This is a genomic window from Aeromonas aquatica (genome assembly GCF_000764655.1).
Classification (GTDB): Bacteria; Pseudomonadota; Gammaproteobacteria; order Enterobacterales; family Aeromonadaceae; genus Aeromonas; species Aeromonas aquatica.
Genome location: NZ_JRGL01000028.1, coordinates 1 through 14110, shown reverse-complemented (window position 1 = coordinate 14110; position 14110 = coordinate 1). Strand labels below are relative to the sequence as shown.

General features: G+C 58.7%; 7 protein-coding genes and 1 pseudogene. All 8 read left to right on the top strand.

Features of this window, described 5'->3' with window-relative positions; genetic code table 11:
• The first annotated feature begins 22 nt into the window (after positions 1-22).
• The gene (locus tag LG30_RS0106525) at positions 23-1684 is read left to right on the top strand and encodes a hypothetical protein (RefSeq protein WP_081966025.1); all 1662 of its coding nucleotides are present in this window, start codon (positions 23-25) and stop codon (positions 1682-1684) included.
• On the top strand, positions 1684-5547 hold the full coding sequence (locus LG30_RS0106520; protein WP_033129916.1) for a phage tail tip fiber protein: 3864 nt from the start codon (positions 1684-1686) through the stop codon (positions 5545-5547). Before LG30_RS0106525 ends, LG30_RS0106520 begins: the two co-directional genes overlap by 1 nt.
• Positions 5547-5906, top strand: coding sequence for a hypothetical protein (locus LG30_RS0106515; RefSeq protein WP_033129915.1), 360 nt, complete (start codon positions 5547-5549; stop codon positions 5904-5906). The genes LG30_RS0106520 and LG30_RS0106515 overlap by 1 nt, the downstream gene beginning before the upstream one ends.
• 9 nt (positions 5907-5915) lie before the next feature.
• Positions 5916-6548 (top strand): hypothetical protein, encoded by a 633-nt coding sequence (locus tag LG30_RS0106510; RefSeq protein WP_033129914.1) that lies wholly within the window; start codon positions 5916-5918, stop codon positions 6546-6548.
• A 10-nt stretch (positions 6549-6558) separates the two neighbouring features.
• Positions 6559-6939 carry a hypothetical protein gene (locus LG30_RS0106505; protein ID WP_033129913.1) on the top strand — a complete coding sequence of 127 codons (381 nt, stop codon included), beginning with the start codon at positions 6559-6561 and terminating at the stop codon, positions 6937-6939.
• A gap of 92 nt (positions 6940-7031) precedes the next feature.
• Positions 7032-7178, top strand: a complete 147-nt coding sequence (locus tag LG30_RS22680; protein WP_238566387.1) for a hypothetical protein — start codon at positions 7032-7034, stop codon at positions 7176-7178.
• 13 nt (positions 7179-7191) lie between these two features.
• Positions 7192-8592: a hypothetical protein gene (locus tag LG30_RS0106495; protein WP_193354253.1), complete on the top strand. Its 1401-nt coding sequence runs from the start codon at positions 7192-7194 to the stop codon at positions 8590-8592.
• 131 nt (positions 8593-8723) lie between these two features.
• A pseudogene (locus LG30_RS0106490) lies at positions 8724-14110 on the top strand (LPD38 domain-containing protein); the annotation flags it as partial.

The window sequence follows — 14110 nt, the reverse complement described above, 5'->3', positions numbered from 1 at the left end:
CCGGCGTTAGGATTTACCCATCATGGCCCTGCTCTCCCGAGTGGGGCTTTTTCGTTTCTGCCTCCCCGAGATCCCCATGCCCGTACTCGATATCGTCACCATGCGAGGAACTATGCCGCGCGTGGAGCCACACCTTTTGTCTGATGAAGTCGCCGTGATTGCCTGTGACTGCCATTTTGACCATGGCGTTATCTCCCCGCTGGAGGATGACGCCAGCGCGGGCGTGGAGTTGCCTATCGTGCCCACCACGCTCTTTCACTATGGCCAGCACTGGTTCGCCTGGAACAAAGTGGTGGAGGCCATGCGCTCGCCAATTGCCCAGGATCCATACGGCCGGGTTTACTACACGGACGGTGAATACCCCAAGGTGACTCATGCCCAGATCGCCACCGGCGGAGCCAACAAGCCAACGGCGTGGTACCGGCTTGGCATTCCTGCCCCAGGTGTTCCTGTTGGAGTGGGCGCAATTACGCCGCCATCCGGTGGTGTCGATGACGACCTCATTGATGACGAAACCCGCTTCTATGTGGACACCTTCGTGACTGCGATGGGAGAGGAGGGGCCACCTGGGCCGGCAAGTGGAAAAGCAACAATCACGATCCCAGGATCGTCTGTTGCCTTGTTGCTGACTCAGCCGACATCCCAAAACAGCAACATCACCAAGCGCCGGATTTACCGGTCTGTGTCCGGTGGCGGAATCGCCGATTACCTGCTGGTGGCCGAAATCCCCATTGCTCAGGCGTCGTTTGTCGATAACCGGGCGGATGGGGAGTTGGGCGCCGTGCTGGAGACTTACGGCTACACCATGCCGCCCGATGGCTTGCGTGGGCTTTGCCAAATGGCCAACGGCATGTGTGCCGGGTTTGCTGGTAACTCCCTCTACCTGTGCGAGCCGTATCTACCCTATGCCTGGCCGGAGAAGTACCGGCTGACCACAGAGCACGACATCGTTGCGATCGCCGCCATCGACACAACTCTGGTGATTGGGACCAAGGGATACCCCTATCTGGCACAGGGTGTGAGCCCGGCTTCTGTAACTACTCAGAAGCTGAGCCAGCTGCCACAGGCCTGCATCAGCGGGCGCTCTATGGTCGCCATGGATGGGGTGGTGCTCTATGCCTCTCCTGATGGGCTGGTAGGCGTTGGCGCCAACGGCGGGCAAGTGGTCACCGAGCAGGTGATCACCCGGAAACAGTGGCGCGCCATGAAACCGGAAACCATGCGGGCATGGCACCACGAAGGCAAGTATGTGGCCCTAACTGATACCCACGCATTCATCTTTGACCCCAAAAGTGGCGATATCCGTGAGCTGACGAACAGGTGGAATGCCGCGGTATCTGATATGGAGAGCGATTCCCTCTTCGTGGCCAAGGGCCGCAGTTTGCAGATTTGGCGCGGCGGCAGTGCCAGCAACGGCCAGTTCGTGTGGCGATCCAAACTCTTCATGACGCCCGAGGGAACATCGTTCAGCAGCTGCAGGGTGTTGGCTCAAGACATTGGCTTGGTCGGGATCAGGCTGTTTGTTGACGGGGAGCAGGTGATGGAGTTGTCCCCTGGCAACCTGGTACCCGGGGCATTCAGGTTGCCCCCTGTGCGCGGCCGGCTCTGGCAGATAGAGGTCTTCGGTACCTCGGTGGTGAGTCGCATCACCCTCGCGAGCAGCATGGCGGAGATGGTGAACTGATGGCCAAGAAACCCGCATACCGCGCCGGCCGGGACCAAGCCGCAACCGCTGAAAACGTAGAGCTACTCACTGGGCAGCGTGGTGACCGGCTCGACAAGGCTGTTACCTTCCGGGAGTTGACCGCCTTGGGTTTGTCTACTCTGCGTCCAGGTCCTGGTGGCGTATATGTCCCCGGCAAGAACCCAGACCTTTTCCCTCCTGGTCAGATGGAGTTTCCCCATGCCCCGGTCAATGTGATCGCCAATGGTGCTTTTCACACTGTCCTGGTGGAGTGGGATTCGCCGCGGTACCGGGGGCATTCCCATGCCGAGATTTGGCGGGCAGAGCAAGACAACCCGGCCGATGCAGTGCTGGTAGGCACAACATCTGCAAACCTGTTCTCTGATGCGATTGGGAAGGGGGCAAAGTTCTATTACTGGGTGCGCTTTGTAAACGGTAAGGATGACCGTGGCCCATTTCAGGGCGTGAATGGTGTTGTGGCCGAAACCAGCCGGGATGTGCAGGACATTCTGGACGAGCTCCAGGGCAAGATAGAAAAGAGTCATCTCGTACAGGAGCTGCTCAAGCCCATTGAGGCTGTCCCACAGCTACAGCTTGATGTCACTATCCTGAAACCCAAAGTCGATGAAATTGAGGTGATCCGCCCCAAAGTTGATGCCATCGAGAACAAGATCCCCAGTATCGAGCAGGAGCTGGCTGGACTGGATGAGCGGCAGAAGGTTGCTCAGGACCTGCTGGATGATGCACAGCAGCAACTAGGAAACTCGAGCATCGAAATTGGTCTGGTGCAAGATCGCCTCAATGCCAAGCTGGATAAGTACAAAGGTGATTTTGACTCGTTCCGCGACGCGGTGTTCGTTGTCGATCCCGAGACGGGCAGCATCACGATGGATGCCGTCAATGCAGTGCGAGATGAGCTGCACACCTCTATCACCGAAGTACATCAAGGACTGGATGCCGTAGCCGGCCAGATAACCAGCAAGGCTGACAATGTCACCGTTGATGGCCAGGGCAAGCGCATCACTGAGGCAGAACAGCGCATCAATGGCCTTGATGCCAGCCTGAGCCAGACCGTTACCAAGGGCGAGTTCACCGAAGAGCAGAAGAAGGTCACCGAGATCGGGCAAGAACTCAACGCCACCAAAGGGGAGTTGAGCCAGAAGGCCACACAGCAAGAGGTAGATGCCCAGGGCGAACGGCTGGCTAACGCTGAAAGCAAGCTGACAGTGCATACCGATGAGCTGAGTTCACAGGCGCAGCGTCTTGATGGATTGACTGCTCAGGTTAAGCAGGGGGATGAAACGCTGCAGGCGAGCATCACCGATCTCGCCCGGGTTACTGCTGAGAGTGATCGGGTTACCGCTCAGCGAGTCAGTGGCCTCGAGGTGAGGGCGGGTGATTCAGAGGCCAAGATCCAGGCGCTCGAGGAGATCATTGAGGATGACGGCGGCATCACTGCCGGTCGCTTTGATTCCATTACCGCAGAGCTTGATCTGCAGCGTGGGCAGGATGATGACAATGCATCTGCCACCATAGAGGGCGCCCTGTCGGGTGATGAACGGGAACGGGAGAGCAGGAAAGCATTTGGCTCCATCCGCACAGAGCAGAAGGTGATCCTGACTGAGCAGCAGGCTCAGGCCCAGCGCATCACGGACATGAATGTGAAGTTTGAAGCGAAGGATGCCACCACCCAAGCCAGGATCTCTACCGTCGAGAAAGTGACCTCAGATGCAGACTCCGCGCTTTCTCAGCGTATCGACAACATTACTGCCGACTACAAGGATGGCGATGCCAAGGCGAACGCCAGTATCAAGGCGCTGGAGCAATCGAGTGCGTCAGCAGATGAGGCATTGTCTTTACGGCAGGATCAGCTGGCCGCCGAGCTATCGACTACCACAGCAGAACTGGCCGCCAGCATCTCTCAGGAGGGGTCGGCCAGGGTCACCGCTGATGAGGCGATATCGAAACGGGTAACCGAGGTTGTGGCCCAGTTCAGCGGCGAGCTTGAGGAGTCTAATGCGAGGATCTCGGCCGAAGAGCTGGCCAGGACCACCAAGGACGAAGCGCTGGCCCAGCAGATACATACTGTCGATGCCGAGTTCAAGGCCGCTGATACCGCGCTGTCTGCATCACTCTCCGAGTCGAGCAAGGCCCTGGCTGATGCCGACAAAGCGCTTGGTGAGCGGATCAGCACCATTGATGTGAAGGTCGGAGAGAACTCGGCCAGCATTACCGAACTGCAGCGTGTGGTGGTCAGCAATGAAGAGTCGCTCAGCCAGCGCCAGGACAAGATGGAATCCGAGGTCGATGTCGGGGCTATCAGTCAGGTTGAGGGCGCACTTGCTGGCGATGAGCGCGATCGGGAGAACAGGAAGGCTCGCGGTGTCATCCTTCAGCAACAGAGCACGCTTGCCAACCAGCAGGAAGCACAAGCGAGAACGGTCGAGCAGCTGACGGCCGAGTTCGGCGCTGCCAATGCAGACATCAAAGCGCAGATCACCAATGAGCAGTTGGTTCGATCCACTGCAGACGAAGCCTTGTCTCAGCGGATCAGCGTTGTAGATGCTGGGTTTAAAGCGGCTGACAAGGTCACCAATTCCGCCGTATCTGATGAGGTTAGAGCAAGAAGCGATGCAGACTCTGCGCTATCAGAGCGGGTAACCCGACAGGAAGCGGCCTACAAGGATGCCGATAGTGCTATTTCCGGGCGGATAGATCGAGAGGCACAAGCCAGATCTGATGCAGATGGAGCTCTATCGCGGGTGATTGAACAGGTTACTTCTGACTTCAAGTCGGCAGATAAGCAGCTGACTGGCCAAATAACCAGTGAGTCGGAGGCTCGGGCAACCGCCGATGGAGCTCTCGGCAAGCGCATAGATACTGTCACCGCGAAGGCTGGCGATCTGGAAGCAGCCGTGCAGCAGCAGAGCGAGGCTATTTCCACCCTTGAAGGCGGGGCCCAGGCAATGTGGGCTGCTAAGGCGCAAGCCGGTGATATTAAGGCTGGTATTGGCATCGTTGCTAAGAATGACGGCACTAGCCAAATCGCTATGTCGGCCAGCCAGGTGTTTGTGTTCAACCCCAATAGCGCAACCCCGATGGCACCGCTCTTTGCGATCGACAATGGGCAGGTGGTCATCGCTGAAGCCATTATCCGCAAGGCCACCATTCAGATCCTGAACTCAGAGAAGATCACCGCCGATTATGTGAAGGCAGGCGTGAGCTTGTCTGCGCCATTTATTAGTGGTGCAGTGATCGACATGGGTAATGGCTACATGTCAGGGGGGGCGGCCGGCTTTGGTAAAGGGGGGCCATACGGCGGCTGGTCGTGGACATGGCACACCATCATCTATGCAGACGGTTCGATTTATACCGATCGCCTCTATGCCGCGAATGGGACATTTACCGGTACCGTCAACGCGAATAGTGGTGTGCTGAACAATGTAACGATCAACGAAAACTGCATTATCAGGGGAACACTGGATGCAGATCGCATAGTTGGGGATGTCACCACGCTGATAAAACCGTCGGGGAATTTCAGCATTGCGGCCTACAAGCGCGCCCGCAACATTGTATGCATCAAGCCGATTGCCGGTAATGCGGTTGTCTCTGGCTCCGGGACCATCGGGATCATCTTGATCTGCAAGATGAACGGGGTGGAACAGGGCCGATCTATGTACCAAGGGAGCTACCCTGCTGGCATAAACCGGATACCAATGCGGGTATCACTGCAGGAGGCGTTTGTTATCCCGGGGAATATCAATGCAAGCATCACCTTCGAGATTGTCCCATACGGTAGCGTGAGCAACATTTCCGAGCAGTACGTAGAGAGTGGCAGTGTTTGGCTGATGGGCCTGTTCTGATGCTGAGTCCACTCCTACGCATATCAAGGGACACCAGCAACCCAGACCTACCCGTCGAACTGCAAGACGCCATCCGTAACGGGGTGGCGTTTTTGTTTGTGCGCGGCGCAGATGGTTTTGTTCTGAAACCGGTGGTGGAGCAGGGCATTACCGGGGTTCTAGTGTGGATCGGATGGGGTGATGGTGGAGCACCGGAGCGGCACTTGCCTGAGGTGAAGCGGCTGGCTCGCCTGATAGGCGCTCGCTGGCTGCGCTTCCACTCGGCGCGCAAAGGGTGGCTCAAAGTGGCGCCCAAGATGGGGTGGGATCGTCAGCCTGACGATGCTGATGGCCTGTATGTATTTCAGATCAACCTGTGAGGTGGGGTGATGGGTAAGGGTGGTTCAAACGAGATCAAGGAAACCGAGGCCCAGAAGGCTGCGGCAGATGTGGCCACAGAGCAGTGGGACATCTACAAGAATGACCTGCAGCAATATGAGGACATCTTCATGGACAAAGTGGATGACCTCAATGATGAAGAGCAATACGACAAACTTGCCGGGACTGCTGCACTTGGTACTGCACAGGCCTTTGGTGATGCTCGAGTTGGCTTAGCTGACAGCCTTGCGGCGGGCGGGGTGGACCCAACCAGTGGCAAGTACCAAGAGGCAATGGGGGCACTGGAAACCGATCAAGCCCTGAGCCAGACCGACACGACCAACCGGGCCCAGTCCAGCCAGCAAGACAAGTTCGTGGCCGGGCTCAAAGATGTGGTGAGCATTGGCGCGGGCCAAAAGGCTGAATCCCTTGCTGGTATGGGGGATGTGGCAAACACCAGCCTGCGCAAGGCCACCAATGATGCCCAGACCTCCTTTCAAAACAAGCAGGCGACCGCCGGCCTGGTCGGTACTTTGGCTGGCGGTGCTACTGCGTATGGCCTTGGACAGATGAAAGCACCCGTTGCAGCTGGTAGCAAGAAGATCAGCCCCACGGCATCTGTGCTGCAGAACAAAGGTTATTAAGGGGTTAGTCATGGGATATGCCGCAGACAAATTTGCCACGATCACCAGGGATAGCTACCAGGACTGGAAAAACAGGTTCTACCCAAAGCAACAGGAACTGATGGAACTGGCGACAAATGGCCAGTTGCTACGGAATCAGCTTGGCCGGGTAGACCTGAACAACCAGAACTCTCTGGCCGCTGCCAAGCAAGCCACCGATAACCGGATGGCTCGTATGGGGGTATCCACGAACCAAAGTGCCGACGACAACGGCCAGGGGTTGCGCATGTCCCTGATGACCGCCGGTACTGAAAACGGCCTGCGCGAGCAGGAACAGGCACGCCAGATGGGCATTCTGACCGGCGCCGATGCCGGGTTGCGTGAGGCAATCAAAACCGGTGGGGGTATGTAATGGGGTACGGGATATTGGACATTGGCGCCCAAACGCGCCAACAGGGAATGGCTGGGCTGCGTGATGCGGCTAACCGAGAAGAAGAGGTAGAGATGGCCAACAAAAACCTCAAGTCAGCTCGTAAGCAGCAGACGATGAGTGCAGTAGGCACGGGGGCGGCAGTGGGCACGATGGTTATGCCGGGAATCGGCACTGCCATTGGTGCAGGTGTTGGTTTTCTGGCAGACAGCCTGTTTTAAGGGGGAGTAGGGGATGGGTGTTTCAGGATTGGCAGAGGGCTTTCTGGCTGGGTTCAGCACAATGGACCGGTATCAGCGAGGGCAGAAAGAAGACGAACGCAGGGACCAGGAGATGGGGTTGCGGGATGCCATGTGGCAGAACGAGCAGGGCCGCCAGAAGGTTGCGGATCAGCGGTATAAAGAAAGTGTTGATTACGCCAAAGAGCGGGATGGCCTTGGGGATGCCCGTTACGAGAAAGAGTTCGCGCTTAATGAGCGGCAAGCAAAGTCGGCTGAAGCTCGGGCAAATGCGGCTGAACGCCGGGCTTCTGCCGGCGAGGCCCGCCAACAGCAGGAGTATCAGTGGCAGACGGAACAGCGAGACAAGCAGCTTTTCCAACAGGAAAACATGCCGATCATCCAATCTGGTTGGCAGGCGGTTTCAGAAGGAAAGGATCCCGGGCAGCAGTTCTGGTCTGTCGTGCGGGACAAACGGGCCGGCTCATTCAATCCGGAGCGGTACCTCGAGCCGGAATATGCAGAGGCCGGCAAGACCTTTGTCACCTATGCGGGCAACCTGGTGCGCCAGGCTCAGGATGGCAAGCTAGATCCTTCAACCCCTGAAGGGCATGCACTCATCAATGATCCGAAGTTCATCAAAGCTGCGGGTACTATCTATCGGGACGAAGTATCCAAAGGGGTTGGGGATATCGACCCGGAGAGCGGGAAGACAATCACTGGCAAGCAACTGAGCAACATCATGGTGAGCCCAGATGGGCGCGGTGTTGTGCTGGGGGTTACGGTTACTTATGACGACGGCAGCACCGATGTTCGCCCCGTTACCGGTAATCGCACCTCATCTCCTGACGATCACCCCAAAGTGATACCCATCAATGATTTTTTGAAGCCAGCTTATCAGCGTGCTGCCTTGGCAAAGCACATGGTTGGTAATGCTGATCAGTTGCGCACCTCACTTGGGCTGACCGCAGGCCCAGACCAAACTGGCTACAAGAAGGCGGTGACCGATCTTGAGAATCAACACGGCCAGAACAGGGCGCGGATCTCGTCCAGTAATGCAGAGGACAAGGATATGCAGCTGGAAGCACTGGACGCCCAACTGGAGCAGAGCAAGGCGGCGCTGGCTGACACCTATGGCATGACCAACAAGCGTGATGAACCGGTTGCCAGCGCACCCATCAAGGAGTGGACTGGCGGTGATCCTGACCGACTCCAGTTCATCAAAGAGGCGAACCAGCATGGCAAGCTGGGCAGCCTACTGGATAACCCGACCAGGATGAACACCGCCTTTGAGCTGTGGCGCCAGCAGGCAACCAAGCAGAAGGCGGCAGAGCAGGCCACTGTCACTGCGAACCGACTACGTGACACAGAGACCAATGCCTATCAGGCAATGAGTCTGGCGCAGGCCCGCCAGTAGTTGCCATAACTCACTCCCAGCGTTAGCATCTCCCCATAGTCGGTCAGTCTGCATGCTGGCCGCCCCATCCTACAAAGCCCTGATCGGTTCGCCGTTCGGGGCTTTTCTTTTGCCCGAAAGCCGAGGACACCATGGACAAGCCTGGACTGCGTGACGCCCTGCCACAGCCGCAACAATCCGACACCCGTAACGATCAATTTTGGGGCGACCTTGATAGCAGCCTGTCTGCCACCTCTGCCGCCCAGACCCTCTCCACCGCCGCCCCAGCTCGCAATCTTGATGTGGGGCTTGGCGACCTTGCCCGCGGCGTCGGTGCTGGCGCGCTGGATCTGGTAGGCGGGATCGGTGAGTTGGCCGGTCAAGCCAGCGAATTTGGCAAAGAGAATGCCGGCAAGCAGGGAGGTGACTACCTGGATCAGTCGCGTGCCAACTTGGCCAGCAAACTCAGTCCCGTGCTGGACTTCGTTGCTGGGGCGGGTGACCTGGCAAAGTCTGGCGCCGAATCACTTGCCGAAGGCATGAGCCCAGATGCCAAAGAGGCCATGAGCCGCCGACTGGTTGATGAAACGCCTGACGGGCGCCTGACCTTGGGGGATGGCTCGGGGGATATCGATGTCTGGGCCATGAAAATGGCGCAAGGGGTTGGATCCCTGCTGCCGACCCTGGCGGCAGGTGGAGTCACTGGTTTGGCTGCTAAAGCCTCAATTGGCCGCGCTGTCACCGCTTCCATGGTCAAACGTGGAGCGACCAAGGAAGTTGCCGAGGCGGTAGCAGCCAAGGCCGTCTCCAAGCTTGCCACCGGCGCAGCCGTCACCACTGGTGCGACCGGGTCGGTTGGCAGTGCGGGGGTGAACGCCAAAGAGTCCGTGCTCACGATGGGCTATGACGAGTTGGCAGCGAGCGACACCTTCCGCCAATCCTTCACCCGCATCGACCAGGATCAGCAAACGGCACACCTCTCCGACGAGGAGAAGCTGGCAATGGCCCGGGAGGAGACGGCCAACGTTGCCAGTCGCGCGACCATGAGCGATGCCAAGACCTGGGGCGCGGCTGCCATGGGGTCCATGATGGGTGACGCCATGCTGTTCAAGATGCTGGCAGGTAAGGCTGCGTCTGGCGGCATGCTGAAAGGGGCTGCCAAAGGGGCGCTTGGCGAGGGGATCGGTGAGACCCTTGAAGAGGGTACTCAGCAATACGCAGTGAACGAGGCGCTGAACGAGGTAGCCGCTGCCGACATCGACCCGATGAAAGGCGTGGTGTCGAGTGCGCTCGAAGGCGGCATGATCGGGATGGGTACCGGCGGAGCGGTGGGGGCGGTTGGTGGATTGCGAAGCGGTAAGCATGCCGGTGGTCAGGAGCAGGGCACCAAAGATCCGCTCGCTGACCCCGCATCGGTGATGATGGATGATGGGGCTTCTACTCCAGCTGCGGAGCCCATGCCTACAGCTGATCTTACTCCGACCACTGAGCATGATCAGATGGTGCAGCCTAATCTGACCGCTGCCGTGGATGGTCTGGCGGATCCACAGCAGGCAAGCAGCGAGCAAAACCCACTCGGCCCCAGCCCAAGCCAGTTCGACGAAATGAGGGATGTGCCAGCATACCTACGACAGGACGATACTGCTGACCGGTTCAAGGGCATTGCCGCAGAGAGCGAGGTGCAGCGTGCCCTGGCTGGTGAGTTTGGCCCCTCAGTGCAGGAGCTGGTGACTATCCAGGTCCAGGGGGGTGAGCAGGGTAAGAGCCTCTATGAGCGTGTGCAGGGTGGTGAGCTGGGGACTGACCCCTTTGCTGGCAACAAGAGCGCCCTGCAGGTGGCGGTGGAGGGGCAGCGCCCTGCCTTGCCGCTCAAAGATGTGATCTTTGCCGGTGACGCCAATGCCAAGCACAAAGGGGACGGGGTGGCCGCGCCGGGTGACCACGATGATCGCCAGGCCGGACCCGGTCCTCAGTTTCGAGGCAGCGAGCGCACCCGGTGGCAGAGCGGGCAGGAGGGGGATCTGCTCCCGCCCGAAGCGGTTGCGGAGCAAGAAAATATCGCGCTGCCTAGGGCGACCATTGACGGGGATGGGCGCGAGGTTGGCACCGAGCTCCCGCACCGCGATGTGATCTATGGCAGCGATCAGCGACAGCCCGATGCTACGCAGATGAAGGGAGATGTGCCGGTCGGCGCTGAGACTGACAGCATCTTTGGCCCGCTCCAGACCTTGCGCATTACCCGCAAAGGCAAGCCCTTTGCCAGCGAGAAAGAGGCTGCCATGGCCAGCCGCAAGGGCAAGGAGACCCCGGTCCCCCTCAATGGCGGCGGCTTTGGCGTGGCCGAGATCGCCGAAGTGGAACAGGTGCGTGGAACGCCATCCAACCCCGTAAACACAGCCCCTCAACAAGGCGTTGTCGAATCACAGCTCAGCGACATCAATGCCGGAGAGCTGGGTCAATTGTCAGATCTGACAGCAAAAGACGTCGGTGATGATGCGGCGGCCCCCCCGTTTCAGGCAAATGCCAACCAGCAGCAACTCGCGTCAGCTATCGATACCGGATACCGCGAGGTGATCCCCGCCAACCAACCACAAGCAGAGGTCAGCAATGAGCCAGTTGTCCCAGTACCTGCAATCGGCAGTGAACGACAAGGTGATCAGCCTAGCGCAGGCGAACCAGCTGCAGCGGGCACTGGAACAGCCCCTGCCGGACTCACCAAGCGAACTGGAACCGGAGATCCGACAGATCTCCCTCCTGCTCTACCTGCACCAGATGGACAGCAGCAGAATGACCCAACACTGACAACCCCGGCCACTGATGCCGGGGTTGCTGTTTCTGGGCCCGCAACCTCGACGCCCTGGACAGAGATGGTCGATAACCCTGACGGTACCCTGACCTTGAGGGGGGAGGTGCCCGCCATCATGCAGTGGGCCAAGGATAGCGGGGTGAAGGCTATCCCACGGCGGGATGGCATGTTGGTGGCCAAGGCGTCTGTGGCCAAGGTGCGGGAGCTCGCCATGGCTGTCGCCAGTGAGCCGGTGCAGCAGCTCGAAGCTGCTCGTGCCGACGTAGCGCCGGAGCCCACCGAGGCGCAGAAGGAGGCGGGGAACTACAAGAAGGGCCACCTCAAGCTGCAGGGACTGGAAATCGCGCTTGAGAACCCTAGGGGATCCATCCGTTCCGGTACCGATCGGGATGGCAAGGCGTGGCAGTCAACCATGGTCCATGACTACGGCTACATCAAACGCACCCTAGGGGCGGACGGTGATCACGTTGATGTGTTCATTGGTGATCAGCCAGATGGCGAGATGGTCTATGTGGTGGATCAGGTGGACCCCGGCACCGGCAAGTTTGACGAGCATAAAGTGATGATGGAATTTGCCGATGAGCAGGCTGCCCGTGCCGGCTATCTAGCGAACTACGAACAGGGTTGGGAAGGGTTGGGCTCCATCAAGGCTATGCCGGTGGAGGAATTCAAACGCTGGGTGAAGAGAGGAGACACTACATCGCCTATTGCCAACCAGCCCACGATTAAATCGGCAAAAACGGTCAGCTTCTCCAAGCAGGCCATGGCCCAAGGGGATAAGCCATCACAGCATCTATCCAAAAAGGAGTCTGAACTGATCACCAAGGATTGGTTCAAACGGTATCAGGGTGCGAATGGTATCGATGTGCAGATCCACACCACCCAAGGCGAGCTTGAGCAGGCTCTGGGGCTCAATGCCAAAGAGGGTCTGATCCGGCGCGCAGCGTTTGATGACGATAGCGGCACTCTGCATGTGGCCGCAGATACGATTTCAGACCCCAAGCGGATGCGCGAGATCCTCCGGCATGAAGTGCTGGCCCACTATGGCTTGGCCAACGTGCTTGGCGATGGGGAATACACCAAGTTGATGAGCCGCCTGATCCAGTCCAAGAAAGATCCAAGCATGAAGGCGGTGTGGGACTGGGTAGACACTCACTATGCCGACGAGGACATCGGTACCAAGGCCGAGGAGGTTGTTGCCCATCTTGCAGAGTTGGAGCAGAGCGCCTGGCGCCGTGGCTGGGATAGCGTGGCTGCTTGGATTACTCGGGCACTGCGCGCCATCGGTTTTGTGCCAGAGGGCATTACCGCAGCCGAGACACGAAGCCTTATCGAGGGGCTGGGCAAGAAGATGAAGCGCAAAGGCCCTGATGACGACGGCCCCGATGGAGGCAAGAAGTTCAGCCAGGAGGAGGCGCAGCCACCGACCAAGAAGGGTGGCATCAAGATGAGTCAGGCGGCCACCGCCGCAGACAAGGCCATGGAAAAGCTCAACCTAGGGCCAAAGCCTGATGTTATCGACAAAACCAAGGCCAACTTGGACAAGCTGCGCGCAGTGGATCGCGTAGTGGTCAATTCCTGGGTGGACCGTTTCATCAAGAAGGCCAACACCGAGGTGCTCGATGCCCTGGCTCCCATCAAGTATGCCGAGGATGCCGCAGGCATAACTGACGCGGCAGACTCCGGCTATGTGGCTGCGCGTATGGCGACCGGGGCGGCCTCCTCTATGCAGGCCACCATGCTTTATGGCCTGCCGGAGTGGAAGGATGGAGTGATCCAGCGTAAGGCCGGCACTGGCGAAAAAGATGCCCTGCTCGGTATCTTCTCGGATCTGGGGAGTGACCTTCACAACTGGCTTGGCTGGATGGCTGGTCACCGGGCGGAGATACTGCTGGTTCAGGGACGCGAGAACCTGCTCGATGCCAATGACATTACTGTGCTCAAAGCCCAGGGCAAAGGCAAAGAGGCCAAGTTCATGGAGGCCAAGGCCCGCTGGAACCGCCTCAACGCCGCCACCCTGGATCTGGCGCAGGAGGCTGGCCTGTTTACCCAAGAGGCGCGGGCTGAGTTTGAAAGCGAGTGGTACATCCCCTTCTTCCGTGAATCTGACGATGGCGATGTTATTGCCCCCTTCAAGCCGAGGGGCGTTGCCAACCAGAACGCCGGCATCAAGAAGCTCAAGGGCGGGGAGGCCAACACCAACGATCTGCTCGAGAACATCTTCACCAGTACCAGCAAGCTGATCGACGCCTCCATGAAGAACATGGCGGCCCAGAAGACGGTTTGGAACCTGGCTGACACCGGCATCATCGAGGTAGTTGCCAAACCCAACATGATGGATTGGCGCGCCCTCAAGAACGGGAAAGACCTGATCACCGTGAAGTTGGAGGGGGAGGACTACATGATCCGGGTTGAGGATCCGGACCTCTATCGCGCCATGACCTTCTTCGATCGCCAGCCGTTCGGCGCCATGGTCAACGTGGCCGCCAAAGCCAAGCGCCTGCTGACGGCTGGGGTCACAGCGTCACCTGAGTTCATGCTGCGCAACTTCTTGCGCGACTCCCTCTCCAGCTGGGCAATCAGCAAGGATGGCTTCAAGCCGGTTATTGGCTCTATTCGTGGGGTGAAGAAGACCCTGGCGATGGATGGTAGCACCATCGATGTGATGTTCAGCGGGGCCAGCTTCCTGGGCGGCTACGTAAACGGCAATGACCCGGAGGCCATGGCCGATAC